Origin of the sequence: Caballeronia grimmiae, assembly GCF_022879615.1 — a bacterium.
GTDB classification, from domain to species: Bacteria; Pseudomonadota; Gammaproteobacteria; order Burkholderiales; family Burkholderiaceae; genus Caballeronia; species Caballeronia grimmiae.
The window spans coordinates 1,160,939-1,186,641 of sequence record NZ_CP084272.1; the positions used below are offsets into that span (position 1 = coordinate 1,160,939).

Genomic DNA, 25,703 nt, shown 5'->3' on the forward strand with positions numbered 1-25,703 from the left:
TGTCTCCTGTCTTTTAGTTGCCCTTCGATGTCCGCGCGCGCGGCATGAGCCGTCGGACGCTTCGGGCGTGTAGTATTCGCCTTCGTCCGGGCGCTTACAACCGGACAACTACGTATGCCGCCTACGTAAGATTACGTAGAAGCACCCAGCGTTCCAGCTTCATGAACCTCAAAGCGAAGATTTTCCTGCTGGCGATCGTGCCATTCGTGATGGCGATTGGCGGCATCGAGTATGGCGTGCGTCATCAAGCGACGACGCTTGCACACGCGCAGCACGCGACGCTGCAGTCGGCATACATGTCGAGCAAGGAAATCGAGCTGCGGCACTATGTCGAACTCGCGCGCAGCGCCGTCGCGCCTTACTACGACGCCCCCGCCGCCGGCTCGCTCACCGACGAAGAACGCCGCCGCCTCGCACTCGACGCGCTGCATCGGCTGGATTTCGGGCCGGACGGCTACTTTTTCGTCTACACGATGCAGGGCACCTCGCTGATGCACCCGCGCCAGCCCGATCTCGTCGGCCGCGATCTCTGGACGATGCGCGATCCGTCCGGCGCGCTCACCATCCAGACGCTGATCCGCGAGGCATCGAAGGGCGGCGGCTACGTGCGTTACGTGTGGCGGCGGCCGTCCACCGGACAGCTTGCGCCGAAGCTCGGCTACGTCGTGCCGCTCGAACGCTGGGGCTGGATGATCGGCACCGGCATTTATCTGGAGGACGTGGAAGCGACGCTCGGGCGGATCGATGCGCAGGCGGCCGCAAACATCGACCGGACGGTCATGTGGATCGGCGGCATCGCGCTGGCGGCGCTCGGGGCGATCGCGCTGTGCGGCGCGGTGCTGAACATCAGCGAGCATCGCAGCGCGGACGCGAAGCTGAAGCGCCTCGCGCGGCGCGTCGTGGAGTCGCAAGAGCAGGAACGCGCGAGGCTGTCGCGCGAACTGCATGACGGCATCAGCCAGATGCTCGTTTCCGTGAAACTGCTGCTCGAATCGGCGCTGACGCGCTTCGAACGGGGACAGGCGCGCGAACCGGCTGCGGAAGCCGCGCTCGCCACCGGACTCGGGCGGCTGTCAGGCACGCTGCGCGAAGTGCGCCGCATCTCGCACGCGCTGCGTCCCGCTATGCTCGACGACCTCGGCCTTGCCGCCGCGCTTGAACAGCTCGCCCGCGAACTCGACGGGCAGAATGGCATCGAAGTGCGCTTCGAGTCGACGACGCGCGGCAAAGCCAGCCTTGCGCCGCGCCCGGCGCTGCCCGATCCGGTCAATACGGTGCTCTTCCGCATCGCGCAGGAAGCGCTGACGAACATCGCGCGTCACGCGCATGCGAGCCGCGCGAGCGTCGCGCTCGATATCGCGCCGAACGCCGTGCGCCTCGTCGTCAGCGACAACGGCCGCGGCTTCGACGCCGAACCCGCACTTGACGGCCCGGCGAGCGGCCTCGGCCTGCGCAACATGCGCGAGCGGCTGGACGCGCTCGGCGGCACCCTCGCCATCCAGTCGCAACTCGGCCGCACGGCGATCGCGGCGACCGTCCCGCTGCCGCTCGCCGCCCCCATTCTGTCAGGACTTTCCGATGAACTCTGAACCCGCCCGTATCGTCATCGTCGACGATCATCCGCTCGTGCGCGACGGCCTGCGCGCACGGCTCGAAGCCGTATCGCACGTTCTCGTGACCGGCGAAGCGGGCAACGGCGACGAGGCGCTCGCGCTCGCCGCCGACGAAGCAAGCCGGCCCGATCTCGTTCTGATGGACGTGGGGATGGCGGGCATGAGCGGAATCGAACTGGCCGCGTGCTTTCACGAACGCTTTCCGGCGATCCGCGTGCTGATGCTGTCGATGCACGACAACGTCGAATACGTGACACAGGCGGTGCGGGCCGGCGCGAGCGGCTATGTGCTGAAGGATTCCCCCGCCGCCGAAATCATTCAGGCGATCGACGCCGTGCTCGCGGGCAAGACGTTCTTCTCGGCCGGACTCGCGGCGCGCATGATTCAGGCTCAGGCGATGCAAACGCCGCTCGACCGCCTGACGCCCCGCGAATGCGAAGTGCTCGACGCGCTCGCGCAGGGCCTGTCGAGCAAGCAGATCGCACAGCAGCACGGGTTATCGGTGCGTACGGTGGAGACGCATCGGCTGAACCTGAAGCGCAAGCTGTCGATTGACGGCCAGGCCGAACTCATCAAGTACGCGGTCGAGCACCGGCGCACCTGACTCACCTGACGCGCGGCATTACATCACCCCGCCGAACGGGCGTTGTGCTCCGACAGATACTTGATCAGCCCGTCCACGCCGCCCTTCTGAAGCTGGCCGGCGAACTGCTGCTGGTAGACCTGAATGAGCCACGCTCCCATCATGTCGATGTCGTAGATTTTCCAGCCCTGCGCGGTTTTGCCCAAGCGATACCGCACGGGATTGTCGCCGCCCGTCGAAACGACATGCGATTCGACGACCGCGTCTTTCGCGCCGGCGTCGATGGTCGGGGGATCGAAGCGGAACTTCACGTCCTGATCGCGCAACTGGGCAAGCGAGGCCGCGTAGGTCCTGACGAGCAGCGTCTGGAACTGGTCGTAAAGCTGTTTTTGCTGTTCGGGCGTGGCGGTGGCCCACGCCTTGCCCAATGCGATGCGCGTGGTGCGCTGGAAATCCGTGGCGGGCAGAAAGCGCGTTTCCACGAGCTGGGTGATCTTCGCCATGTCGCCGCCGCGCGCTTGCGGGTCGGCCTTCATTGCGTTGACGGTGCCTTCGACGGCGCTTTTCACGACGGCGTCAGGGTTCGATTGTGCAACCGCCGCGTTCGAAAACGACAGGACAGCGACGAGAAAAGCGAAGCAGACAGACAGATAGCGTTTCATGGCACCGTTCTCTAATTTCAGTGTTTGTTGGCGCGGATTTACGAGGGCGTCGAGCCAGTATATCGACACACCGGCAGGCCGACAGTTCACCGCCGCCCCGACCGGTATACTTGCGCGGCATCAATCGTCGTCGTTGGACTCGCGGTTCGGTCGCCGAAACAAGAAGCGGCGCACCAGCCCGGCAGCGCGTATCACGCGGCCCGCTCCATGCGGCGCCCGAAAATAACAGGACACACCAGGTAGCGTCTCATGCTGACGTCCAACATCACTCGCTTTGTCACCCTCGCGATCCGCCGGCCGGCGTGGATTATCGCCGTTTCGATACTGCTCGGCGTTCTGAGCACGATTTATGTCGTTCACCACTTTCGCATCAGCACCGATGTCAGCCAGCTAATCGAAACCGAGCCCGAGTGGGCCGCGCGCAGCAAGGCGATCGAGACCGCGTTTCCGCAGCGCGGCGCCACGCTGCTGATCGTCGTCGAAGCCCCGGCCCGCGAATTCGCCGATGCCGCCGCAAGCGAACTCGCCGCTGCGCTCGCAAAAGAACCGGCGCGTTTCAAGCAGGTTTCGGAGCCGGAGGGCGGCGCGTTCTTCGAGCACAACGGCTTGTTGTATCTGCCCACGAACAAGGTCGAGGAAGTCACGAAGCAGCTCGTGCAGGCGCGGCCGCTCATCAATACGCTCGCTCACGACCCGACGCTCACCGGCCTTGCGCAGACGCTGAACACGACGCTCAATGTGCCGCTGATGCTCGGTCAGGTCAATCTCGGCCAGATGGCCGGTCTGCTCGGCCACAGCGCCGACGTGCTCGACCGCGTGCTCGCCGGTCAGCCGGCCGCGTTCTCATGGCGCGATCTCGCCGATTCGTCGAAAAACAGCGGGCCAGGACGTGCGTTCGTCACCGTGGTGCCGGAACTCGACTTCAACGCGCTGAAGGCCGCAGCGGGCACGTCCGATGAAATCCGTGCGGTGGCCGCGCGAATCGGCATCGACAAGAAGTACGGCGCGACGCTGCATCTCACTGGCGCGCAGCCGCTCGCGGACGAGGAATTCGCCTCCGTGCAGGATGGCGCGGTGCTCAACGGCGTGCTGACTTTCCTCGTCGTGCTCATGATCCTGTGGGTCGCGCTGCGCTCGAAGCGCATGATTCTTGCCGTGTTCATCACGCTGTTCGTCGGCTTGTCGATCACCGCCGCGCTCGGCCTCATGATGGTTCACGCGCTCAACATGATCTCGGTCGCGTTCATGGTGCTGTTCGTCGGCCTGGGCGTGGACTTCGGAATTCAGTTCGGCGTGAAGTATCGCGAGGAACGCCACCGGCACAAGCGGCTCGATGTGTCGCTTGCCGAGACGGCGCGGCACGTCGCGGTGCCGCTCACGCTCGCCGCCGCCGCCACCGCTGCGAGCTTCTTCTCGTTCCTGCCGACTGCGTATCGCGGCGTGTCGGAACTCGGGCTGATTGCGGGCGTCGGCATGTTCGTCGCGTATCTGACCAACATGACGCTGCTGCCCGCGCTGATCAAGGTCTTCGCGCCGCCGGGCGAAGCCAGGGCGCCGGGCTTTCCGCTGCTCGCTCCCGTCGATGAATTCCTCGACCGGCATCGCAAGCCGGTGCTGATCGGCACGCTCGTCATCGTGGTCGGCGCGCTGCCGCTGCTCGCGTACCTGCGCTTCGACTTCAATCCGCTGCATTTGAAGGACCCGCATACCGAATCGATGGCGACGCTCATCTCGCTCGCAGATTCGCCCGAAGCCGCAGTCAACGATGTCGCCGTGCTCGCGCCTTCGCTCGCGGACGCCGATCGCATCGCGGCGAAGCTCGAAACGCTGCCGGAGGTCGAGCGCGCGACGACGCTGTCGTCGCTGATTCCGGCCGATCAGCCGAAGAAGCTCGCAATGATCAAGGCCGCCGCCGACCAACTGCTGCCGGCGCTCGATCAGCCGGTCGCGTCGCCCGTGACGGACGCGGTGCGCGTCGCGACCTTGAAGCGCGTGTCGAACCAGTTATCGCTTGCCGCCGACGAGCATCCCGGCGCGGGCGCCGCCGAAGCGAAGCACTTGTCGCAGACGCTTGCCAGGCTCGCCCAGGCCGATGCCGCCGCCCGCGATCGCGCCGAGCAGGCGATGGCCGAGCCGCTGCGTCTCGCGCTCGCGCAACTGCGCGCGCTGCTGCAGCCGACGGAGATCACCCGCGAGACGCTGCCGCCTTCGATGGTCGAGAACTGGGTCACGGCCAACGGGCAGGCGCTCGTCAACGTGTCGCCGAAGGCCCCGCCCGGCGTCGACCGGAATGACGACACGCTGCTCGCCCGTTTCGCCGACGCCGTCGTCAAGGCGGAACCGAACGCGATCGGCGGGCCGATCTCCGTGCGTCATTCGGCGGAGGTGATCATCGAGGCGTTCGAGCACGCCGCGCTCTATTCGCTCATCGCGATCACCGTGCTGCTGTGGCTCGCCCTTCGCCGTTTCGGCGATGTTTTGCGAACTTTGGTACCGTTGCTCGTCTCGGCCGTCGTGACGCTGGAGTTGTGCGTCGTGTTCCGCATGCCGCTCAACTTTGCGAACATCATCGCGTTGCCGTTGATGCTGGGCGTCGGCGTCGCGTTCAAGATTTACTTCGTGATGGCGTGGCGGTCGGGGCAGACGCGCCTGCTGCAATCGAGCCTCACGCACGCCGTGATGTTCAGCGCGGCGACCACCGCCACCGCGTTCGGCAGTCTCTGGTTCTCGCATCACCCCGGCACGTCCAGCATGGGACGGCTGCTCGCGCTGTCGCTCTTCTGCACGCTGATTGGCGCGGTGGTCTTTCAGCCGGTGCTGATGGGCAAGCCGCGCAAGGTGCGCGCGGCGGAGCGGGCAAAGCTGCGCGCAAGCCAGCGACACGACAATCTAAGAGGAATTGAAGAATGAGAATGGCCTCAGCGGCGCCTGCCGCTGCCGCGCTGCGCAAGGTGACGACGGGCGCTGTCATCGCGGGCGCGCTTGTGATGACGGGATGTGCAACCGGCCCCGATCGCAATCCGCGCGATCCGCTGGAACCGATGAACCGCACCATCTTCAAGATCAACGACGGGCTCGACACCTACGTCGCGCGGCCCGTCGCGCAGTTTTACGTCGACTGGACGCCGAGTCCGTTCCGCACGGCAGTCAGCAACTTCTTCTCGAATCTGGGCGATTTCAGCAACTTCGCGAACAACCTGCTTCAACTCAAGATCACCGATGCGACGCAGGACTTGATGCGTATCGCGATGAACTCGGTGTTCGGGATCGGCGGGTTGATCGACATTGCATCGCCGGCGGGGCTGCCGAAGCATCATCAGGACTTCGGACTGACGCTCGGGCACTACGGCATGCCGTCGGGGCCGTATCTCGTGTTGCCGCTGCTCGGGCCGAGTTCGGTACGCGATTCGACGACGTGGCTCGTCGACTGGCGCGTGAATCCGGTGAGCTATGCCGGTTCGGAGATTCGCTGGCCGCTGTACGGCGTGAACTTCGTGAGTGCGCGGGCCGATCTGCTCGGCGCGACCGACCTGCTTTCGCAGGCTGCGCTCGACAAGTACGCGTTCGTGCGCGACGCCTATACGCAGCGCCGCCAGTACCTGCTGACGGGCGGCGGTTCGTCCGCGACACTGCCCGACTACGGCGACGAGGGCGTCAGCGCGCCGGAGGGCGCGAGTGCGCCGGGCGCGACGGGCGGCGGCAGCAGCGAGCAAGGCTTGCCGACTTATGTCGATCCGGGCGCGGCGGCGTCGCCGGCCGGCGGCATCGGGCCGAAGTCGCCCGCGCCGGGCGCGGGAGAAAGTTCGACGCAGGCTCCGGCCACGAGTAAAGGAGCGCCATCGCCCAGTTCCAGCGAAGGCCAGGGTTTGCCGAAATACGAGGATCCGGCCGAGAGCAAGTAGGTCTTGTCGGTGAAACGGGCGCTCAGGCGCCCGTTTTTTATTCTCAATGCGCTTCCGCGACTTCTTCGCGAGTCAGGTCGTCGCTGGAAACGGTTGGCGCTTCCACTGCGCGCTGATCGCGTCGATAGGCTTCGAACAGTTCATCGGCATAAAGAATCTGCGTGCGGCCATGCGGCTCCGGCTCGCCCTGCTCGTTCAGATTGACGAAAACCATCTTCTCGACGGTCAGAATGCTCTTGCGCGTGATCTTGTTGCGGACTTCCGCGCGCAGCGTGATCGACGTACGGCCGAAGTGCGTCGCAGTAATGCCCAGTTCGATGATGTCGCCCTGACGCGCCGAACTGACGAAGTTGATTTCCGACATGAACTTCGTGACGACACGCTGGTTGCCCAGTTGCGAGATGGCGTAAATGGCCGCTTCTTCGTCGATCCAGCGCAGCAGGCTGCCGCCGAACAGCGTGCCGTTTGGGTTCAGGTCTTCCGGCTTGACCCACTTCCGAGTGTGAAAATTCATTTGCGTTGTCCTCGCGTTCCCGTGGCGACGCATCCACCGCGTCATCACCTAGGGTTTTCCCTGATTATACTGAAGTGAGGGTTAACCCGCAGAATGCAAGGCTCTAGGCGAAGGAAAGCGCCCCCGCTGTTTCCATTGCCTGCCGCGCCAGCACGAGCGTCGTGCGGGCGGCGCGCGCATCGCCCGCGAGCTTGAGCATCGCGCCCAACTGCGACGGCTGGCGCGCAAGTTCGCGAAGAATCGGGCCGATGGCCGTGGTGCCATCGTCGCGCAAGCCCGCGGTCGCAGCGGGCGGCAGCGTGCGCCATGCCGGATCGACGACCGCGCGGCATACCGCGAACGGCAGCCCGCGCGCCGTCGCGATGGCACCGGCGATATGCGATTCCATATCGACGGCGAGCGCGCCCGTCGACGAATGCAGCGAGCGTTTGTCGGCCTCGCTTTTGACCGGCTCGGTGACGCCCGCCATCGGGCCGCGCCGCGTGATGCGCGCGAGCGGCGTGCCGGCGAACGCCTCGACGATGCGCGCGCTCCACGCGTCATCCGTCCGCAGCGTGCCGAAAGGCCCGCAGACGCTTTGCGCGACGATGAGCGCGCCCGGCTCCAGATCCGGCGCGAGCCCGCCCGCCGTTCCGAAACTGATGATGCCCGAGCACCCCTGCGCCACCGCATCCGACAACGCGCGCTCCAGCCAGTCCGACCGCGCCGCGAACACGACATCGACGCCGCTTCCGCGCACGATCCTGGCCTCGAACGCCATGCCCGTCACCGCGACGACGGGCACGCCGTCCGCCCGTCGCCCGCGCGGCGTGTTCACATGCCCACCGTGACGCGCGTCTGACCTTCGCGCGTCAGGTTGCGATAGCGCGCGAGCGCCCAAAGCGGGAAGAACTTGCGATAGCCGTGGTATCGCAGGTAGAAGACGCGCGGAAAGCCCGTTGCCGTGAAGCGGGCTTCGTCCCACAGGCCGTCTTTGGTCTGCGTCCGCACGAGATAGGCGATGCCCCGCGCGACCGCCGGATGCTCGACGAGCCCCGCCGCCATCAGCCCGAGCAGCGCCCACGCCGTCTGCGAAGCGGTGCTCGACGCCTGCTCGTAGCCCCGATAGTCGAGCTTGTAGCTGTCGCCGTCCTCGCCCCAGCCGCCGTCGGCGTTCTGGATGCCGATGAGCCACTCCGCACCGCGCTTGACGCGGGCATCCGTCGGCGCGACGCCGGCTGCGTTCAGCGCGCACAGCGCCGACCACGTGCCGTAGATGTAGTTCATGCCCCAACGCCCGTACCAGCTACCGTCGCGCTCCTGATCCCGCACGACGTATTCCAACGCGCGGCGCGCGGGCTCGCTGTTGGAGGGCGTCTCGCCGAGCTGCGCGAGCATCGAAAGGCAGCGGGCGGAGACATCGACGGTTGGCGGATCGAGCAACGCGCCGTGATCCGAGAACGGAATGTTGTTCAGATAGAACTGCGTGTTTTCCGGCTCGAACGCGCCCCAGCCGCCGTCACTGCTTTGCATGCCGACGACCCATTCGCGCGCCCGCGAGATCGCCTCGCCGTACATCGCCGTGCCGTTCTCGCGATCGGCGCGCTCCATCGCCATCGCGACGACGGCGGTGTCGTCGACATCCGGGTAATGCGGATTGGCGAACTGGAACGCCCAGCCGCCGGGCCGCACGTTCGGGCGGCGCAGGAACCAGTCGCCGCGCACGTCGAGAATCTGCAGCGGCCGCAGCCATTCGAGACCGCGCGCCACCGCCGCCCGCGCCTTCGGCATGCCGGTTTCGAGCAGCGCGTGCGAGGCAAGGGACGTATCCCACACCGGCGAGAGGCACGGCTGGCAGTACGCTTCGCCGTCCCCGGATTCGTCGATGACGAGCAGCTTGTCGATCGACTTGCGCGCGATGGCGCGGTGCGGATGCTCGGGCGGATAGCCGAGCACGTCGTACATCATCACGGAATTGGCCATCGCCGGGAAAATCGCGCCGAGGCCGTCTTCGCCGTTGAGACGCTCGTCGACGAAACGCACGGCTTCCGCAATCGCACGTTCGCGGCCCGCCTTCGGGAAGGCGCCGTCGGTGGCGCGCAGGATGGAATCGACCACGCGAAAGAACGCGAACCAGCCACGGCTCTGATGCCCGGCGCGGTGCGGCATGCCGGTGTTGACGGGCGAATCGCGAAAAACTTCGTCGATCCGCACGCCGCGCGGGTTGCGCGCCTTCGGGCGCTTCGCGTTGAGCACGAGCAGCGGCACGATGACCGTGCGCGCCCAGTACGACACCTTCGACAAGTGGAACGGGAACCACACCGGCAGGCGCATGATTTCCACGGGCATCATCGGCACCGCGCGCCAGGACACCACGCCGAACAGCGCAAGCAGGATGCGCGTGAAGACGTTGGCCTTCTCCGCGCCGCCGGCGGCAAGAATCGCGCGGCGGGCGCGCTGCATGTGTTCGGCGTCGGGGGAATCGCCGATCATCTTCAACGCGAAGTACGCCTTCACGGACGCGGACACGTCCATCGCGCCGTCGGTGAAGAGCGGCCAGCCGCCGTCGTCGAGCTGGATGCGCCGCAGGTAGCGGCCGATCTTCGCTTCCAGCGCGATGTCAGCGGTTTCGCCGAGATAGTGGACGAGCAGCACGTATTCCGCCGGAATCGTGGCGTCGGCCTCGAGTTCATACAGCCAATATCCGTCGGGATGTTGCGCTGCGAGCAGCGCATCGGTGGCTTCGGTGACGGCGTGGTCCAGCGCGGCGTTCGATACCGGCGCGCCCACGGCCGACAGGGATAAATCGTTCATCAGCGTTCCATCGATGGGTTCATCAGCACATCCGCGGCCTGTTGGCCTGAGCGGACAGCGCCTTCGATCGTCGCGAGCAGGCCGGTCGCCGTCCGGTCGCCCGCGAGCGTGAAGTTGGGCCAGCGCGTGCGCGTCGCGGCCCGCAAGCCTTTCTGCGACGGCACGGCGGCGAGCGTCGCCTGCTCTTCGACGGCGACTTGCCACGGCGGCATCGGCGCTTCCGGCAGGCGCATCGCCTTCGCGGCCTCGCGCCAGACGCTGGCCGCGATGGCTTCGTGCGGCGTCGTGAGCCGGCGATCTGCATCGGCGATGCTGGCGGTGATCCGGCCATCGCTCGCCTGGAGCCAGTGCGACGCGCCGTTCACGAAGAACGTCAGCCGCGCGGAGCCGGCGAAGGCGATCGGCACATCGACCGCGAACTGCACGGTCACGATCGCCGCGACAGCCGGCGTCATGGCGAGCACGGCTTCATCGCCCGGCTCGACCGATACGGACTCGTCCGCGTCGTCGAAAGCGAGGGAGCTTACCTGTTCCTTTGAATCCGTGCCGGATAAGTCGACCGCCGCGACGCACGCGCCGCGCCGTTGCGCCAGGACTGCGGACGCGAGGCCGGCGCCGGCCAAGAAGACCGGACCGGACATTAGAGGAGGTTGCGCGCCACGATCCACAGCAGACGCGCACGCGGCGTGCGCACGCGCGTGCGCGGCAGGTCGAAGCCGCGTTTGAGATTGGCGTCGAGCACGGTCCGGTACGCCGCCGACATGATGCGCGGCGCGCGCACTTCGTGGCGCGGCGAGGCGGCCATGATGATGTCGGACTGCGCGTAGTGGCCTTTCGCGCGTTCGGCGAGCACGGCGCAGACGCGCGGCAGGCGCGCATCGCCGACGATGGTGGCGGGATCGCTCGTGGAGATGCCTTCGCGCGCGAGCAGTTCGCGCGGGAGATAGACCCGGCCGATGGCGGCGTCTTCGTCGATATCGCGCAGGATGTTGGTCAGTTGCAGCGCGCGGCCCAGGTGATGCGCGAGACGCCGGCCGGCGTCCTCGTGCATCCCGAAGATTCTCACCGATAGCCGCCCGACTGCGCTTGCGACGCGATCGCAATAGAGGTCGAGCGTGGCTTCGTCGGGCGCGACGATGTCGCAGGCGGCGTCCATCGCCATGCCGTCGATGACGGCCTGAAAGTCGTCGCGCGAGAGTTGAAACGCGTGGATATGGCGCGTGAGCGGTTCGAGCGAGCGTGGGGGCGCGCCGCGATAGCAGGCGTCGATGTCTTCGCGCCAGCGTTCGAGTGCGAGCGCGCGTTCCCGTCGCGGCAGCGAGCCTTCGTCGGCGATGTCGTCGACGGCGCGGCAGAAGGCGTAGATCTGGTACATCGCGTCTCGCTGGGCAGCCGGGAGAATGCGCATCGCGAGATAGAACGAACTTCCCGACGATGCCTTTGCGGCGTCGGTGGTGGATTCGTCGGCGATGATGTTGGAAACGGCCAAGACGGACTCCGCTGTGGCGCCCCCAAGGGCAAGATTTAAGGTTTCGAAGGTTCGCGCAGAGCCGACGGGGACAGCTGGCGTGGGCCGGCTGGCACCCAAGGATGGCTGCGCCGGAAGCGGCAAAGAGTATAGCAATTGTTCGTGGGGGGTGACGTGCTGCTTGGCAGGGTTTGGAACGTGAACCCCGCCCCGAAGAGGCGCGAGCTAATAGACCGACGCTAAAACAAGTTCCAACGATAAGAAAACTCACCGAAATCCGATCGCCCGATTCCTCCCCTGCCGCTTGGCCGCATACAAAGCGGCATCAGCCTCATTGATGAGCGCCTCATACGACGTAGTCACCCCGCGCTTCGCGCAAGCCGCCCCGACGCTAGCGGTGACGGGCACCCGCGCCCCCTGCACATCGATAGGCGTCTCGCAAATAGCACAACGCACTTTCTCAGCGACGATCATTGCATCGTCGAAACTGGTACAGGGCAGGAGCAGCGCGAACTCCTCGCCGCCGAAGCGCCCGAACACATCCTGCACCCGCACCGCTGCGGCGACGCGCTCCGCCATCACCCGCAGCACCGTGTCGCCCACGAGATGCCCCAGCTCGTCATTGATCCGCTTGAAGTGATCCAGATCGAACAGCAGCATCGACAAATCACCGTCATACCGCTGCCAGCGAGAGAACTCGTCGCGCAGACGCAGATCGAAATAGCGCCGGTTTGCAATGCCCGTCAACCCGTCGCGATCCGCGAATTCCTGCAGCTTCGCCACCGCCTCGTCGCGGGCGCGCTGCATCATGCTCGCGTGCGTCGCATCGGAAATGGTCACACACACCGCGCGCACTTCGCCGTCCTGCGCGAGCGGCATGAACGTGCAGTCCTGCTGCATGAAATCGACGCCGCCCGTGATCGGCCGGTCATGGTCGAACTTGAAGAGATACGGCCGCTGCTCCCACGAACTGAACGCGAAACTGCCAAGCTGAAACACGCTTTCGACCTTGCGCGTCAGCCACACGCGCGGCAGCTCCGGGAAGCTCGAAAAAATGGACTTGCCGGTGACCTGCTCGGCCGTCTTGCCGCTGTGATCCGCCATGAAGCGATTCCACATCAGCACGTTCAGATCGCGATCGAGCACGAAGATGCCAAAGCCCACGCGCTCGATCACCAGTTCGCTCAGCACATGCCGCAGTTCTTCCATGACGATGCCGCTCAGAGACTCGACAACAGCGCATCGAGCGCGTCACGCAAGTGCTGGATCGCGTCTTCCGCCATCAGCATCACGAGATGCGCGCGGAAGCTGTGATCTTCCAGCGCGAAGTTCACTTCGAGCAAAAGCGCCGTTTTCCACGCGAGCATCGCCGGCTGAAAAACATCGTCGAGCGCGAGCTCCAGGCCCAGCATGCCCGGCGGCGAAAAGATCGGCGCACGTCCAAGCTGTTCGAGAATGCACGACACACATGCACCCATCAGCACCGTCGCCACGTCGAAGATAAGTTCGGTGCGCGTGGTCGTCTCGTAGGTGGACTTGGTGTACGGATCGTCGACGAGCGCGCAAAGCTGATCCACGCTGCCGCTCTTGCACAACACGATCGCCTCGCCCTTGATATCCGAGCGGAAGCCCTGACGCACAGCGGTGACGGCATCGGTGATGCCGGTCATCTCGCGCAACGCCTCCGACGCCTGCGCCACGCCGACGACGCGCACGCGCGGCACCGACAACTCGATGAACGTGCCGAGCAGCTTCGACAGGCGCGTCGCGGCCTGGCCCATCGCCATGTTGGCGACTTCCTGCAGCGCGTCGCGCTGGTCTTCGTTGAGGGCGGGGTCAACCATGGAGTCCGTACTCCTTCAAAACGGGACGCAGCGCTTCGGGCGTCACGGGCTTCGGCAGGAAGGCGATCGCGCCGAGCGCCCGTACGCGTTCCTGAGCCATCGGCTGGACATCGGCGGAAACGACGATCACGAACGTGTTCAAATCCTCGTGCTGCAGGGCGTCGAGCACCTGATAGCCGGTCATGTCGGGCATCGTCAGGTCGAGGAACATCACAGAGGCGCGGCCTGCGCGATACAACTCGAGCGCCTCGCGCCCGTTCGTCGCGTAGGAAATGTCGACGTTCCAGTCCTCGGGCAGCGCGCGCGTCAGCACCTTGCGGGCGAGCAGGGAATCATCGGCAATGACAATCGGCAAAGGCATGGTCGGTCGGGTCAATGAGCTTCGGGCCGAGAGCCGTCATGACAGACACGGCATGCTCTCGCATGTATTTACGGCGCCGCCGCAATGATCTTTAGGGTTGCGCGGTTTCATCGCCAACCAGACGGCCCGGCGCCGCGCGCCGCGCAAGGAATCACGCGTCGTCTGTCATTTGCTTCGTGCAGGTGCGCAACCGGCCTGTCCCGCCATCGTCCGTGGCGCGGAGTCTCTAAAACCCTCGCGCATCGAGTCATCTCGGCAAGACGCTCTTCTGGCGTATAAATCAGAGGATTCCATTGTCGGCTTAAGACGATAGGGAAGCAACTCAACCAGCCGCCAAGTCGGGTGTAATCCGCTAAAAATCGCCGCTTTTAAGAACTTCCTAACTTGCGAATCTCAGCGCCGTCGTATTCCATCCTTCTGTGTACGTTTGCGCTTCCGATAAACTCGCTAACTCGCTGCACGCACGCCCGTTCGGTCTCCTGCTGCGGCGGTCTCTGCGTCGGTACGGTTCGTGCATGCAATCGACCTTTACCCCCGTGCGGCCGTCCTTCGTCGCCGCCGCAAGGAAAGAACGACACGCCTCACAAGTAAAGTTTTCCACTTCGCTGCCAAATATGACGCTGCAACGTGAGGAACCCGACACCGAGCTCGCCTCGGGGCACAGGCAGGAAGAGCCGCCTTTTCCGGTCGTTCCCGAGCGAAACTTCGCGGCGCAACGCCTGACGCTCTATGCGCTGCTCATCGCGGCCGTCGTGCTTCCGTGCGTGTACGTGGCGATCACCGCGATTTCCGACTATCGCGCCCGCGAAGCCAGCGCATCGGAACTCGTCGCCCGCAATGCGCGCGTGGCGGAAGAGCACGCGCTCAAAGTCTTCGATCTCAACGTGACGTTGAACGAGCGCATCGTCGATCTGCTCGACGATCTCGAAGCCAACGCGATCCATCAGCAGGACGTCATCATCCACGAGCGGCTGGCGGAGATGATCGGCAGCTATCCCCAGGTCGCCGCGGCATCCGTTTTCGGGCCCGATGGCAAACTGCTCGCGACGAGTCGCGGCTGGCCCACGCCCGATGTGTCCGTCGGCGATCGCGAGGACTTCAAAGGCCTGCGCGACAGCAGGGACGCCGAGCAGATTTCGCGGGTCATGCTCGGAAGCGTCGTGAAGGAGCGCGTGTTCAATACGGCGATTGCGCGCCGCGCGACCGACGGCCGCTTCCGGGGAATGGTGACGATCGCGCTGCGGCCGCCCTACTTCAACGCGTTCTACCGCGAATTGCTCGGCGACCGTGCGACCATCTCGCTCGGCCTCGCCCGCGCGGACGGCGAAGTGCTCGCGTGGTTTCCCGACCGGCCATCGACCCCCACGGCGCTCACCGCGAACTCGCCGCTGCGGGCCGCCTACAAGGCGGGCGCGCGCAGCGGCGTCGTCAAGATGGTGTCGGGCTTCGATAACGAACTGAAAATCGTCGCGTTCCGGCGAGTCGGCGCGTATCCGGTCTATGTGTCGAGCGGCTATCCGATCTCGACGATCTGGGAGCAGTGGTATCGGCACCTGAGCGTGCTCGCGCTGTCGATACTCGCGCCGTGCGTCGTGCTGTGGGGCGTGATCGGGCAGTCGCTGCGGCGGCTCGCGATCGAAGAGGAAGCGTGGGAGCGCTGGCAGGCGGAAGCGTCGATGCGCCGCTCGATCGAATCCGCATACCGGCAGGCGCGCAAGATGGAAGCGCTCGGCAATCTGGTCGGCAGCGTCGCGCACGACTTCAACAACCTGCTGATGATCGTCTCCACCAATGTGCAGATCGCGCGGCGGCGAGGCCCGGTCGGCCTCGACCGCGAACTGTCCGCGATGGAACGCGCGCTGAAGAGCGGTCAGTCCTTGACGCGCCAGTTGCTCGGCGTCGCCCGCAAGCAGCCGTTGAGAAGCGAGGTCATCGCGTTCGGTCAGTGGGTGTCGGCGGTGCGCGAGCTGCTGCGCGCGTCGCTCGGCGCGAAGGTCGCGCTGAACGTCGAAGTATCGCCGGATGTCGGGACGATCCGGGTCGATCCCGCCGAACTCGAGCTCGCGCTCATCAACGTCGCGGTCAATGCACGCGACGCGATGCCCAACGGCGGCGCCTTCACCGTGCGCGCGGACAACGTGCGCTTCCGTCACGAAGACGGCTTTCCGCTGACCGGCGAGTTCGTGCAGATCACGCTGCAGGACACCGGCGTCGGCATGCGTCCGGAGGTGCTCGGGCGCGCGTTCGAGCCGCTTTTCACGACGAAGCCAAAAGGCATGGGCACCGGCCTCGGCCTGCCGCAGGTCTTCGCGTTCTGCGAGCGGGCGGGCGGCCTGGCGACCATCGACAGCGCGGTCGGCGCGGGCACGGCCGTGCGCCTCTACTTGCCGCGCACAGCCGCGGCCGGCACAGCCGAGAGCAGCGCGGACCCGGCCGCCGCGACCGTCCCGGAAGCGGATGGCCTGCGCGTGCTGCTGGTCGAAGACAACGAGGAAGTCGCGGCAGGCACCGAGGCGCTTTTGACGATGATGGGCCACCAGGTCACCTACGTCTTCAACGCCGATACCGCGATGACGCTGCTCGAATCGTCGCGCGACGCCGCTTCGCCGTCGGGCTTTCCGTTCGACGTGATCCTGTCCGACATCCATATGCCGGGACAACTGAACGGCATCGACCTTGCGGAGCGCATGCAGCGCTTCGAGCCGCGCGTCCCCGTGATTCTCGTCACCGGTTATGCGGAAGAACTCGACCGCGCACGGCAGGTCGACGCGCGCGTGCTGTCGAAACCCTTCGATATCGCCCTGCTCGATTCGCTTTTGCGCGGCATCCGCGAAGGACAGGCCGCGCGCCCCGTCGATCGCTGATCGCAGTTTTGCAGCCGGCCTTGTAAAAGCAGCGGCGTCGCGCGTCGAGCGCAGCGCCGTGCGCACCACGCCTCGCGATCCGGCACGGCAGTTGCGTCATCACACGCACGTGCGGCAACCGACCGTTGCCGATCCCCGGAACACCGCGAGAAGCGAGGAGGCGACCATGCGACACACCGTCATCGGAGTATTCGATACCTACGACCAGGCCGAAGATGCGCGCTCGGCGCTGATCAGCGCGGGCTTCGCGCGCACCGACATCGAGTTGCAGGCGAACCCGAAACGCGACGACGCCGCGGTGCCGTCCGACATGCCCGACGCCCAGACGCACTCGGAGCCGGGCGTGCTCGCCAACATCGAGCGCTTCTTCAGCATGCTCTTCGGCGGGCGCGATCATCCGCCCGAAGTCGCGCATTATTCAGAAGCCGTGCGGCGCGGCGCGGTGCTCGTCGCCGTCGATACGGTCAGCCATGAGCAGGCCGAAATCGCCCGCGTGACGCTGTCGGATCGCGGCGCGATCGACATCGACGAACGCGCGGCGAGCTGGTCGACGCTCTCGCATGGCGCAAGCACGACGCCCGCCGCAAGCGACAGCCGCGATCACTCGATCCTCGACGAACTCGGTCTCGGACTGGGCAGCGGCGTGCCGGGCAAGGCGCCGGTGAACGAGCCGCGTGTCGACACCGCGCCGCGCGCGCGGGCCTATCCGCGTGCGGATGTCGGCGATCCGGCCGTCGCGCCGCTTTCAGATCCGCTGGTCGATCCCGTCGGCGCGCCGCGCGTCGATGTTCCCGCCCGCACCGATCCCGCGACGCTCACTTCGCGCGATTACGTGAGCGATCCCGCCGACGATGCGCTGATGCCCGGCGCGCGGCCGCAGCGCGACAGGGCGGAGCCGTCGAGCGTCCAGTACGAGCAGGTCGAAACGAAGACGACTGTCCGCACCGCCAGCGACCCGCTGGCAGGCCGCGATCCGGTGACCGGACGCGATCCGCTGGCGACCACGGGCATCGATCCGCTTGCCGGGACGCCCGCCGATCCGCTGGCGTCGGGTGCCGAAGTGGGCGCGGACGCGGGCGAGTTGCCCGGTGCGAGTAGCCGCGATCCGCTGCCCGGCGTGCGTGTCGATCCGGACACGGACTGGCGTTCGATCGATACCATCGAGCCGCTCAGCCCGCTCGACGAGCCCGCGAAGCCGCAGCAGTTGAACATGCAGAATCAGGCGCAATCGCAGTCGATGCCGGCGATGGGCGCGTCTGGCGATCCCATCGGCACGTCGGCGGCGTCGCAGGCGGCCGTGCCGCTCGGGCCGCGCACGACGCCGAACGAATACATGGAGTACGAGGAAGACTTCCGCGCCGATTACGACGCGAAGTATGCCGCGACCGGCGAGCCGTACGAGGACTATCAGGGCGCGTATCGCTACGGCGCGACGCTCGGCAACGACGATCGCTTCCGCAGCCGCGCATGGGACGATCAGATGGAGTATGAAATGCGCCGCGACTGGGCGACGCGGCATCCGGAAGGCGATACGTGGGATCGATTCAAGGCGGCGGTCCGTCACGGCTGGGATCGCGTGACGGGGCAACATCACGTCTGATGCGCGTGATCACTTCCTGACCACACGGCCCGCTCGCGCGGGCCGTTTTCATTGCGTCAGGCGGCGGCGTGGTCGCGCACCCACGCGGCGTACTTGTCCATGAAGCCCTGCAGATACTTGCGCGTATCTTCGCTGACGATGTTCCCGTTCGCGTCGATGCGCTTCTCGTCGTGCTTGATGTACATCTCCGGCTGGCCGAGCAACGCGATATCGAGATACGCGCAGACGCCCCGCAGATGCGACTGTGCGATGGCCGTGCCGATCGCCCCCGGCGACGTGCCGATGACGGCGCCCGGCTTGCCGCCCCATGCGCTGTGTCCCCACGGGCGTGAGCCCCAGTCGAGGGCGTTTTTCAGGACGCCCGGAATGGAGCGGTTGTACTCGGGCGTGACGAACAGCAGGCCATCGGCTTCCGAGATTTTTTGCTTGAGCGTGCGCGCGGACTCCGGAAAGTCGCTGTCGTATTCCTGGCTGTAGAGCGGCAGGCTGCCGATATCGACGTGCTCGAACGTGAAGTCGTCCGGTGCGAGCGTTTCGAGTGCATGCGCGAGTTGTCTGTTGAACGAATCGCGTCGCAGGCTTCCTACGACCACCGCGATCTTGTAGGCCATGACCTGATCCCCCGTCGATGAGAGTGAGTGAGCCGGCGGGCTTCCGCCGGTCGCGAGGACACATCATATTCGGATCGAAGGGGAACCGTCACGCGTGGGCGCAGCGTGGCGATTGAACCAATTTTTGTGATGAATCGCGCAGTCCAGTTCGTGCCGCGTCACTACACGGTTTGCGCTCAGCTATCCCCAAGTTTATCCACAGATTCTGTGGATAACTGGGGGAGTTGGATGGCAGGACGGCGGGTTTCGATTCATGGATGAAACAATGCGAGGCGTTGTTGCTTAGGAGATTGCCTCCTGTCCGCCATAACGCTGGCTTTACTGCCCGAAAAACACATTACATTGCGACGCCGGCCCCTGGCAGGACGAAGCCTGCTGCGCGTCCGCTGCCTGCGCCGCGCCGGCGGCAGTGAAAAGAGCGATGGACGCAGCCAGGATAGAAAGAATGCGCTTCATGAGACATCTCCGGAGTTCGTTTGCCGATCGGACATGATCGATGAGCGAACTTTATCCATGAGGCGGCTGCTGAAAAAGCGCATTCCCCTGAAGTAATTCTTGTCGTCAACGTAATAATCGGCGCGCGCTCAGAGCATGACCGCAAGACACAGCGTGACGGTGACGAGCGACAGCACGGTCGAAAACAGTATCGTGCCCGATGTCACGCTGCCATCTCGCCGATAAAACTCCGCGAGCATGAACGGGCCGGTGCCGGTCGGCAGCGCGCTCAGTATCACCGCCGTCTTCGCCCACAGCCCCGGCAGATTGAACACGTGAACGGCGAGCCACCAGGTCAGAAGCGGCTGCGCAATCAGCTTCAAGGCGACGAGCACGCCCGTCGTCCTGACGTTGTGCGCTTCGCTCTTGCCGCCGAGAAACAGCCCGAGCGCGACCAGCGCGCAGGGACTCGCCGCTCCGCCCAGCAGCTTGATGAGCGCCTCGCCGCCCTGCGGCACGGCCAGTCCCGACGCGTTGAACAACGCGCCCGCGACCGGTGCGATCAACAACGGATTCTTGCAGAGCGATTTCGCGACGCGCCACAGCGTCGCGCCGATGTGCCGCTGCGTTTGCAAGCCCAGTTCGATCAGGACGATCGCCACGCCGAACAGCACGCACACCGTCAAGATCGTCGCGATGACGGCCGGCGCGAGGCTCTCCTTGCCGAACGCCAGCAGGCAAAGCGGCAAGCCGACGAAGCCCGTGTTCGGATAGGCCGCGTTGAGCCCGTCGATGCTGGCGTCGGCGAGGGGCCGCGATTGCATCAGCCGCACGCCGAGCGTCAACGCGAACACGGCCGCCGATCCGATCCCGAACACCGCAATGAACGCGGGCTGATCGAGCATGGCGAGCGGCGTTTTCGCCATCGTGTCGAAGAGCAGCGCGGGCAAGGCGAGAAAAACGACGAACCGGTTCAATTCCGATGCCGCGGCCGGTCCGAGCTTGTCGAGCCTGCGGCATGCAAAGCCGGCGAAGACGAGGCCGAAAACCGGCAGGATGATCGAGAAAAGCGGAGCGAGCAGCGCGGGCAGCCCGGAAACCAGCGATGACATGTGAGGCGTTTGCGGAACGCGGAAGGAGCCAAAGCATACCCGCGATCGCAAAGGTGAGAGAGTTCGGGAGTCGCGCGACGGTGAGACGGTCCGCACGGCGTGGCTCACGGATGGATCGTTCTGCCGGCTCGCTGCGGCGCGAGAGGGAATGCAAGCCGCTGATACTTAAGGCTTTGCTGAAGTGCACGCGGTCTCGCCGGAAGTGACGCCGCACCGCTGCCGACTGGTCGTTCCGGTTTGCGGTGAGAACATTCGGGAGTCGCACAGTTCGCGCAGACTCGAAGTGCATCCCAGAAAAAAAATGTTTGCAGACCAAGGGGTTACGAACCGCGATCCGGTTTCAGGCGACGCCTCGCCCCTGCAAAGGTGAGGGTTTTCAGGAGTTCCGGAACGGACCTTGCTCCCTCCGATGTCCCATTCATCCGCAAACCGCAATGAAATTCAGAAAACCTTGGACGTACGGCGCAGCGGCGCTGGTCGTGATCGCGGGGATCGGCGCACTGGCCGCGTGTGCAGTGCAGGGCGCCACGCGAAGCGGTAACGACAACGTGCCGGAACCGTCGAAGGCGGTCGATCTCGATCGCTATCTCGGCCACTGGTTCGAATTCGCGCGTTACGAGAACCGCTTCGAGCGCAACTGCGAGGCCGTCACCGCGAACTACGCGCGTCGTGAGGACGGACTGATCTCCGTCGTCAATGCGTGCCGCGAGGGCGGACTGTCAGGGAAATATCGCGCAGCGGAAGGACGCGCGAAAGTCGTGACCGGCTCGAACGGTACGAAGCTGAAGGTGTCGTTCTTCGGTCCGTTCTATGTCGGCGATTACTGGATTCTCGATCACGCCGACGACTACACGTGGTCGATCGTCGGCGAGCCAACGGGCCGTTACCTTTGGGTTCTCACGCGCGAGGCGCGTCCTTCGGCGGAGTTGCGCCGCACCCTGCTCGCGCGCGCAAGCGCACTGGGCTACGACGTCACGATGCTGCGGGAAACGCAGCACGACTGAAGCGCGCCGCCGTTCATCGAGCGTCCCGCGTCAGTTGGCCTTGCACGCCAGCAGCAGCGCGTTCTGATTATTTTCGCTGGACTGCTCGAGCACGTCGTAACCGCCCGGGCACGCGACCTTCGCGTTATCCGTGCAAAGACGCCAGCCGCCATAGGCCGGGCACGTGACGAGTTGCGTGGGCCGGCCATCGGCAGAAAAAAGCGGCGGTGAACTGCTGCACCCGCCGAGCGCCGACACACCCGCCGCGAGCAGCGCGATTGAGCCGATTCTTTTGCCGATCTTCATCCCGCACCCCTTGTTTTCCGGTCGTTATTCTTGGTTCCCGATGGATTGCGCGAGTATGCCACGCGATGCTTTCGCATCCATTCGATCGTGCGCGCCGCCGATGTCACACCGCAATGCCGAGCGCCGCGATCTTCTTGTACAGCGTCGCACGCCCGATGCCGATGCGCTGCGCCGCATCCGCGACACGCCCGCCGCTTGCGCGCAACGCATCTGAGAGGAAGCGCCGCTCGAAGTCGTTCATCGCTTCGGCGTAGGGCATCGGCGGCGCGGGCGGCGCGCCGTCATCGGGCGCGGGCAGCGGCGCGGGCTTTGAATCGATGAAAGGCGCGAGCGCCCGCGCATCGATATGCTCGCTTTCCGACAGCATCAGCGCGCGCTCGAGCGTATTGCGCAATTCGCGGACGTTGCCGGGCCATGCGCAGGCCGTGAGCAGGCGCAGCGCGTCGTCGTGCAGCACGAACTGGCTCATGTGACCGGTGCGCGCTTCGCCCGACAGCTCCTCGAGGATCGCGTAAGCGAGCGCCTCGATGTCGCCAAGACGCTCGCGCAAAGGCGGCGCGTGGATCGTCAGCACGTTCAGGCGATAGAACAAATCCGCGCGGAACCGCCCCGCCGCGACCAGCGCGGGCAAATCCGCCGAGGTCGCCGCGATGATCCGCACATCCGCGCGCACAATGCGATTCGACCCGAGCGGCTCGAATTCCTTGTCCTGAAGCACGCGCAGCAGCTTGCCCTGCAAGGGCAGCGGCATGTCGCCGATTTCGTCGAGAAAGAGCGTGCCGCCGTCCGCCAGTTCGAACTTGCCGACGCGCCCCTTGCGTTCCGCGCCGGTGTACGCGCCCGGCGCCGCACCGAAGAATTCGACTTCCAGCAGCGTGTCCGGGATCGCCGCGACGTTCACGGTGACGAGCGGCTTGGCGGCGCGCGTCGATGCGCCGTGGATCGCGTGCGCGAGCAGTTCCTTGCCCGTGCCGGTTTCGCCGAGCAGCAGCACGGGCGAATCGACGAGCGCCGCGCGCCGCGCCTGCCGCTTCACTTCGAGACTCGCCGGACTCGTGCCGACGAAGCTTGCGAACGTGTATTTCGCGCGCCGCGCCTGCGCGAGCGACTGGCGAGTCGCGATCAATTCCTGCTGAACGCGCGAGTAGTGCGCGAAAAGCGGCGTCAGCGCCTTCATCTCATCGAAGAGCGCGAAGCCGATCGCACCGACCGTCGCGCCCTGATCGTCCTTGAGCGGCAGCCGGGTGACGACGAGCGGCTCGCGATCCGTTTCGAGCACGTCGAGCAGAATCGGCTTGCCAGTCGCGACGACTTCGCGCATGAGGCTGTTCGGAATGACGGCTTCGCAATCGAGGCCGATGGCGTCCGTCGGATCGGAGAACCCGAAGCGCGCCGCATACCGCTTGTTGATCCAGACGACGCGGGAGTCCGCATCGACGATGAAAGTGCCTTCGCTCAGATTTTCGAAGGTCTTGAATAGCGATTCCATTGCGCGCCGCATGACGTCGCTATAGTCCGTGGCACGTTGATCCAGTCGTTGCGCATGAGCGCATGTCTCCGTTTTTTCTCGTATTGGCGACAGCGTATCTCATTTTGGAGACGGTATGCAGTGCGGGTTGGCGGGCTTTGGCGCTGCACGTCGTCTCGATTCGTAGACATTTTCGCCCTTCGGAGACGCTTCAAGCGCCTGCCGATACCCGCATAGCCAGTCCCTGCGGACGTTGGCACGGAATCTGCAAGTTTCCCCCCGCCGAAAGCGCCGTCACAAGGCGCACCGGAAACATTGCAAAGAACAAACATTATGGAGACTCAATGTCGTTCCTCATCGTACTCGCCGCCCTGGCGTTTCTGATGCTGGCCGCTTATCGCGGATACAGCGTCATCCTTTTCGCGCCGATCGCCGCCCTCGCGGCCGTCCTCCTCACCGATCCCGCCGCCGTCGCGCCGGTGTTCTCGGGCATCTTCATGGAGAAGATGGTCGGCTTTGTGAAGCTCTACTTCCCCGTGTTCCTGCTCGGCGCGGTGTTCGGCAAGGTGATCGAACTGTCGGGATTCTCCGAGTCGATCGTCGCGGCCGCAATTCGCTACATCGGCAAGTCGCGGGTAAATGCGGTGATCGTCGCGGTGTGCGCGCTGCTCACCTACGGCGGCGTGTCGCTGTTCGTCGTCGTGTTCGCGGTCTATCCGTTCGCGGCGGAGATGTATCGGCAAAGCAATATCCCGAAGCGGCTGATGCCCGGCGCAATCGCGCTCGGCGCGTTCTCCTTCACGATGGATTCGCTCCCCGGCACGCCGCAAATTCAGAACATCATCCCGACGACCTTCTTCAAGACGACCGGCTGGGCCGCGCCGTGGCTGGGCGTAATCGGTTCGGCGTTCATCATCGTCGTGGGCCTGAGCTTTCTCGAATGGCGCCGCCGCTCGACGATGGCCAAGGGCGAAGGCTATGGCACCTCGCTCGTGAACGAGCCGGAGCGCGTCGAGTCGACGAATCTGCCGAATCCGCTGCTGGCGATTGCGCCGCTGGTGCTCGTCGGCGTCGCGAACTTCGCGCTTACGCGCTGGATTCCGCTGTGGTACGGCGCGAGCTATACCGTGACGCCTGAAGCGCTGCCGGGCGTGCATACGCCGGTGACGACGGCCATCAAGCCGGTCATCGCGATCTGGGCTGTCGAAGGCGCGCTGCTGCTGGGCATTCTGCTCGTGCTGGTGACGGCGTTTCCGCGCGTGAAGGAACGCTTTGCGCCGGGCACGCGTGCGGCGGTCGCGGGCGCGCTGCTCGCCGCGATGAACACTGCGTCGGAGTATGGCTTTGGCGGCGTGATCGCGGCGTTGCCGGGCTTCCTCGTGGTATCGGATGCCCTCAAGAGCATTCCGAATCCGCTCGTCAATGCGGCGATTTCGGTGAGTTCGCTCGCGGGTATCACGGGATCGGCGTCGGGCGGGATGAGTATCGCGCTGGCGGCGATGTCGGATGTGTTCATCAAGGGCGCGGAAGCGGCGCATATTCCGCTGGAAGTGCTGCACCGCGTGGTCGCGATGGCGAGCGGCGGCATGGACACGCTGCCGCACAACGGCGCGGTGATCACGCTGCTTGCGGTGACGGGGCTGACGCATCGCGAGTCTTATCGCGATATCTTCGCCGTGACGATCATCAAGACGCTGGCTGTGTTCTTCGTGATCGGCGTGTATTACGCGACCGGCATCGTCTGATAACCCAAATAAAAGGATAAGCGCTCATGACTCAATCCGCATCTAAAACGCTTGCCGGCAAGACGGCGCTCGTGACCGGCTCGACGAGCGGCATCGGCTTAGGCATTGCGACGGCGCTCGCGCACGCGGGCGCGAATCTCGTGCTGAACGGCTTCGGCGACGTGAGCGGCGCGCTCGCGCAAATCGAAGCGACTGGCGCGCAGGCGGTTCACCATCCCGCCGACATGACGAAGCCTGACGAAATCGAAGCGATGGTCGCCTTCGCCAACGAGCGCTTCGGCGCGGTCGACGTGCTCGTGAACAACGCGGGCATCCAGCATGTCGCGACGATCGACGAGTTTCCGGTGGATCGCTGGGACGCGATCATCGCAATCAACCTGAGTTCGGCGTTCCATACGATGCGTGTCGCGCTTCCCGCGATGCGTGCGCGCAACTGGGGACGCGTAATCAACATTGCGTCGGTGCATGGACTGGTGGGATCGGCGGGCAAGTCGGCGTATGTCGCGGCGAAGCACGGCATTCTCGGACTCACGAAGGTGGCGGCGCTGGAGAATGCGCGCACTGGCGTCACGGTCAATGCGATCTGTCCGGGATTCGTGCTGACGCCCCTCGTGCAGAAGCAGATTGATGATCTGGCAGCGCGGGAATCGCTTTCGGCGGATGCGGCGCGGGCGAAGTTGCTCGGGGAGAAGCAGCCGTCGGCGCAGTTCGTGACGCCGGAGCAGATTGGCGATATGACCGTGTTTCTGTGTTCCGATGCGGCGAGCGAGATGCGCGGTTCTGCGTTGCAGATCGATGGAGGGTGGAGCGCACAGTGATTTTGCGCTTGGGGGCGCGCG

Annotated in this window: 22 protein-coding genes and 1 pseudogene; 9 read left to right on the forward strand and 14 right to left on the reverse strand. The window is 65.3% G+C overall.

The features are described 5' to 3' along the window. Window positions 1-161: 161 nt before the first annotated feature. Together LDZ21_RS19090 and LDZ21_RS19095 are read left to right on the forward strand one after the other, a co-directional pair. Window positions 162-1,589: a cache domain-containing protein gene (locus tag LDZ21_RS19090; protein ID WP_244795321.1), complete on the forward strand. Its 1,428-nt coding sequence runs from the start codon at window positions 162-164 to the stop codon at window positions 1,587-1,589. Beyond that, a complete protein-coding gene (locus LDZ21_RS19095; RefSeq protein ID WP_244795323.1) occupies window positions 1,579-2,217 on the forward strand; it encodes a response regulator in 639 nt (212 codons plus the stop codon). Before LDZ21_RS19090 ends, LDZ21_RS19095 begins: the two co-directional genes overlap by 11 nt. Before the next feature lie 23 nt (window positions 2,218-2,240). On the opposite strand, the gene LDZ21_RS19100 is transcribed toward LDZ21_RS19095, so the two are convergent. Continuing rightward, complete coding sequence (locus LDZ21_RS19100; RefSeq protein WP_244795325.1) at window positions 2,241-2,858, reverse strand: MlaC/ttg2D family ABC transporter substrate-binding protein; 618 nt, start codon at window positions 2,856-2,858, stop codon at window positions 2,241-2,243. Between the two features lie 249 nt (window positions 2,859-3,107). On the opposite strand from LDZ21_RS19100, the gene hpnN reads away from it, so the two are divergent. Both hpnN and LDZ21_RS19110 read left to right on the forward strand, forming a co-directional pair. After that, a complete protein-coding gene (gene hpnN, locus LDZ21_RS19105) occupies window positions 3,108-5,768 on the forward strand; it encodes a hopanoid transporter HpnN (RefSeq protein WP_244795327.1) in 2,661 nt (886 codons plus the stop codon). Next, window positions 5,765-6,760, forward strand: coding sequence for an MlaA family lipoprotein (locus LDZ21_RS19110; protein WP_404980760.1), 996 nt, complete (start codon window positions 5,765-5,767; stop codon window positions 6,758-6,760). The genes hpnN and LDZ21_RS19110 overlap by 4 nt, the downstream gene beginning before the upstream one ends. A 43-nt stretch (window positions 6,761-6,803) precedes the next feature. Here LDZ21_RS19110 and LDZ21_RS19115 read toward each other — a convergent pair whose 3' ends face one another. The 8 genes from LDZ21_RS19115 to LDZ21_RS19150 form a co-directional block, all read right to left on the reverse strand. After that, complete coding sequence (locus tag LDZ21_RS19115; protein ID WP_035962896.1) at window positions 6,804-7,274, reverse strand: acyl-CoA thioesterase; 471 nt, start codon at window positions 7,272-7,274, stop codon at window positions 6,804-6,806. A 103-nt stretch (window positions 7,275-7,377) separates the two neighbouring features. Continuing rightward, window positions 7,378-8,034, reverse strand: a complete 657-nt coding sequence (locus LDZ21_RS19120) for a phosphorylase (RefSeq protein ID WP_244795906.1) — start codon at window positions 8,032-8,034, stop codon at window positions 7,378-7,380. A 53-nt stretch (window positions 8,035-8,087) separates the two neighbouring features. Then, window positions 8,088-10,067, reverse strand: a complete 1,980-nt coding sequence (gene shc / locus LDZ21_RS19125; RefSeq protein WP_244795329.1) for a squalene--hopene cyclase — start codon at window positions 10,065-10,067, stop codon at window positions 8,088-8,090. Next, window positions 10,067-10,690 carry an FAD-dependent oxidoreductase gene (locus LDZ21_RS19130; protein WP_244795331.1) on the reverse strand — a complete coding sequence of 208 codons (624 nt, stop codon included), beginning with the start codon at window positions 10,688-10,690 and terminating at the stop codon, window positions 10,067-10,069. The genes shc and LDZ21_RS19130 overlap by 1 nt, the downstream gene beginning before the upstream one ends. Window positions 10,691-10,707: 17 nt before the next feature. Next, window positions 10,708-11,556 (reverse strand): presqualene diphosphate synthase HpnD, encoded by an 849-nt coding sequence (hpnD, locus tag LDZ21_RS19135; RefSeq protein ID WP_035962893.1) that lies wholly within the window; start codon window positions 11,554-11,556, stop codon window positions 10,708-10,710. A 246-nt stretch (window positions 11,557-11,802) separates the two neighbouring features. Then, window positions 11,803-12,744, reverse strand: a complete 942-nt coding sequence (locus LDZ21_RS19140; protein ID WP_244795333.1) for a sensor domain-containing diguanylate cyclase — start codon at window positions 12,742-12,744, stop codon at window positions 11,803-11,805. 11 nt (window positions 12,745-12,755) lie between these two features. Further along, window positions 12,756-13,379 (reverse strand): chemotaxis protein CheC, encoded by a 624-nt coding sequence (locus LDZ21_RS19145; RefSeq protein WP_244795335.1) that lies wholly within the window; start codon window positions 13,377-13,379, stop codon window positions 12,756-12,758. After that, entirely contained in the window at window positions 13,372-13,740 is a 369-nt protein-coding gene (locus LDZ21_RS19150) for a response regulator (protein ID WP_035962887.1), read from the reverse strand. Before LDZ21_RS19150 ends, LDZ21_RS19145 begins: the two co-directional genes overlap by 8 nt. Window positions 13,741-14,354: 614 nt before the next feature. Between LDZ21_RS19150 and LDZ21_RS19155 the strand changes: the two genes are divergently transcribed. Both LDZ21_RS19155 and LDZ21_RS19160 read left to right on the forward strand, forming a co-directional pair. Continuing rightward, entirely contained in the window at window positions 14,355-16,604 is a 2,250-nt protein-coding gene (locus LDZ21_RS19155) for a hybrid sensor histidine kinase/response regulator family protein (RefSeq protein ID WP_244795337.1), read from the forward strand. Window positions 16,605-16,770: 166 nt separating this feature from the next. After that, the gene (locus tag LDZ21_RS19160; protein ID WP_244795338.1) at window positions 16,771-18,204 is read left to right on the forward strand and encodes a general stress protein; all 1,434 of its coding nucleotides are present in this window, start codon (window positions 16,771-16,773) and stop codon (window positions 18,202-18,204) included. A 56-nt stretch (window positions 18,205-18,260) separates the two neighbouring features. Here LDZ21_RS19160 and LDZ21_RS19165 read toward each other — a convergent pair whose 3' ends face one another. From LDZ21_RS19165 to LDZ21_RS19175, 3 genes are all read right to left on the reverse strand, one after another. Beyond that, complete coding sequence (locus LDZ21_RS19165; RefSeq protein ID WP_035962884.1) at window positions 18,261-18,815, reverse strand: NADPH-dependent FMN reductase; 555 nt, start codon at window positions 18,813-18,815, stop codon at window positions 18,261-18,263. A gap of 318 nt (window positions 18,816-19,133) precedes the next feature. Next, window positions 19,134-19,271: a hypothetical protein gene (locus tag LDZ21_RS19170; RefSeq protein ID WP_244795340.1), complete on the reverse strand. Its 138-nt coding sequence runs from the start codon at window positions 19,269-19,271 to the stop codon at window positions 19,134-19,136. 128 nt (window positions 19,272-19,399) lie between these two features. Then, the gene (locus tag LDZ21_RS19175; protein ID WP_244795342.1) at window positions 19,400-20,362 is read right to left on the reverse strand and encodes an AEC family transporter; all 963 of its coding nucleotides are present in this window, start codon (window positions 20,360-20,362) and stop codon (window positions 19,400-19,402) included. 434 nt (window positions 20,363-20,796) lie between these two features. Here LDZ21_RS19175 and LDZ21_RS19180 point away from each other — a divergent pair, with 434 nt between their 5' ends. Then, on the forward strand, window positions 20,797-21,366 hold the full coding sequence (locus tag LDZ21_RS19180) for a lipocalin family protein (protein ID WP_244795344.1): 570 nt from the start codon (window positions 20,797-20,799) through the stop codon (window positions 21,364-21,366). Window positions 21,367-21,396: 30 nt separating this feature from the next. Here the strand turns inward: LDZ21_RS19180 and LDZ21_RS19185 are convergent, their stop codons facing one another. After that, window positions 21,397-21,651, reverse strand: a complete 255-nt coding sequence (locus tag LDZ21_RS19185) for a hypothetical protein (protein WP_244795345.1) — start codon at window positions 21,649-21,651, stop codon at window positions 21,397-21,399. Window positions 21,652-21,754: 103 nt separating this feature from the next. Continuing rightward, window positions 21,755-23,196, reverse strand: a pseudogene (locus LDZ21_RS19190) (sigma-54 interaction domain-containing protein). 267 nt (window positions 23,197-23,463) lie between these two features. Here LDZ21_RS19190 and LDZ21_RS19195 point away from each other — a divergent pair. Beyond that, the gene (locus tag LDZ21_RS19195; protein WP_244795349.1) at window positions 23,464-24,864 is read left to right on the forward strand and encodes a GntP family permease; all 1,401 of its coding nucleotides are present in this window, start codon (window positions 23,464-23,466) and stop codon (window positions 24,862-24,864) included. A gap of 26 nt (window positions 24,865-24,890) precedes the next feature. Next, complete coding sequence (locus tag LDZ21_RS19200) at window positions 24,891-25,682, forward strand: 3-hydroxybutyrate dehydrogenase (RefSeq protein WP_244795351.1); 792 nt, start codon at window positions 24,891-24,893, stop codon at window positions 25,680-25,682. The last annotated feature ends 21 nt before the right edge of the window (window positions 25,683-25,703 follow it).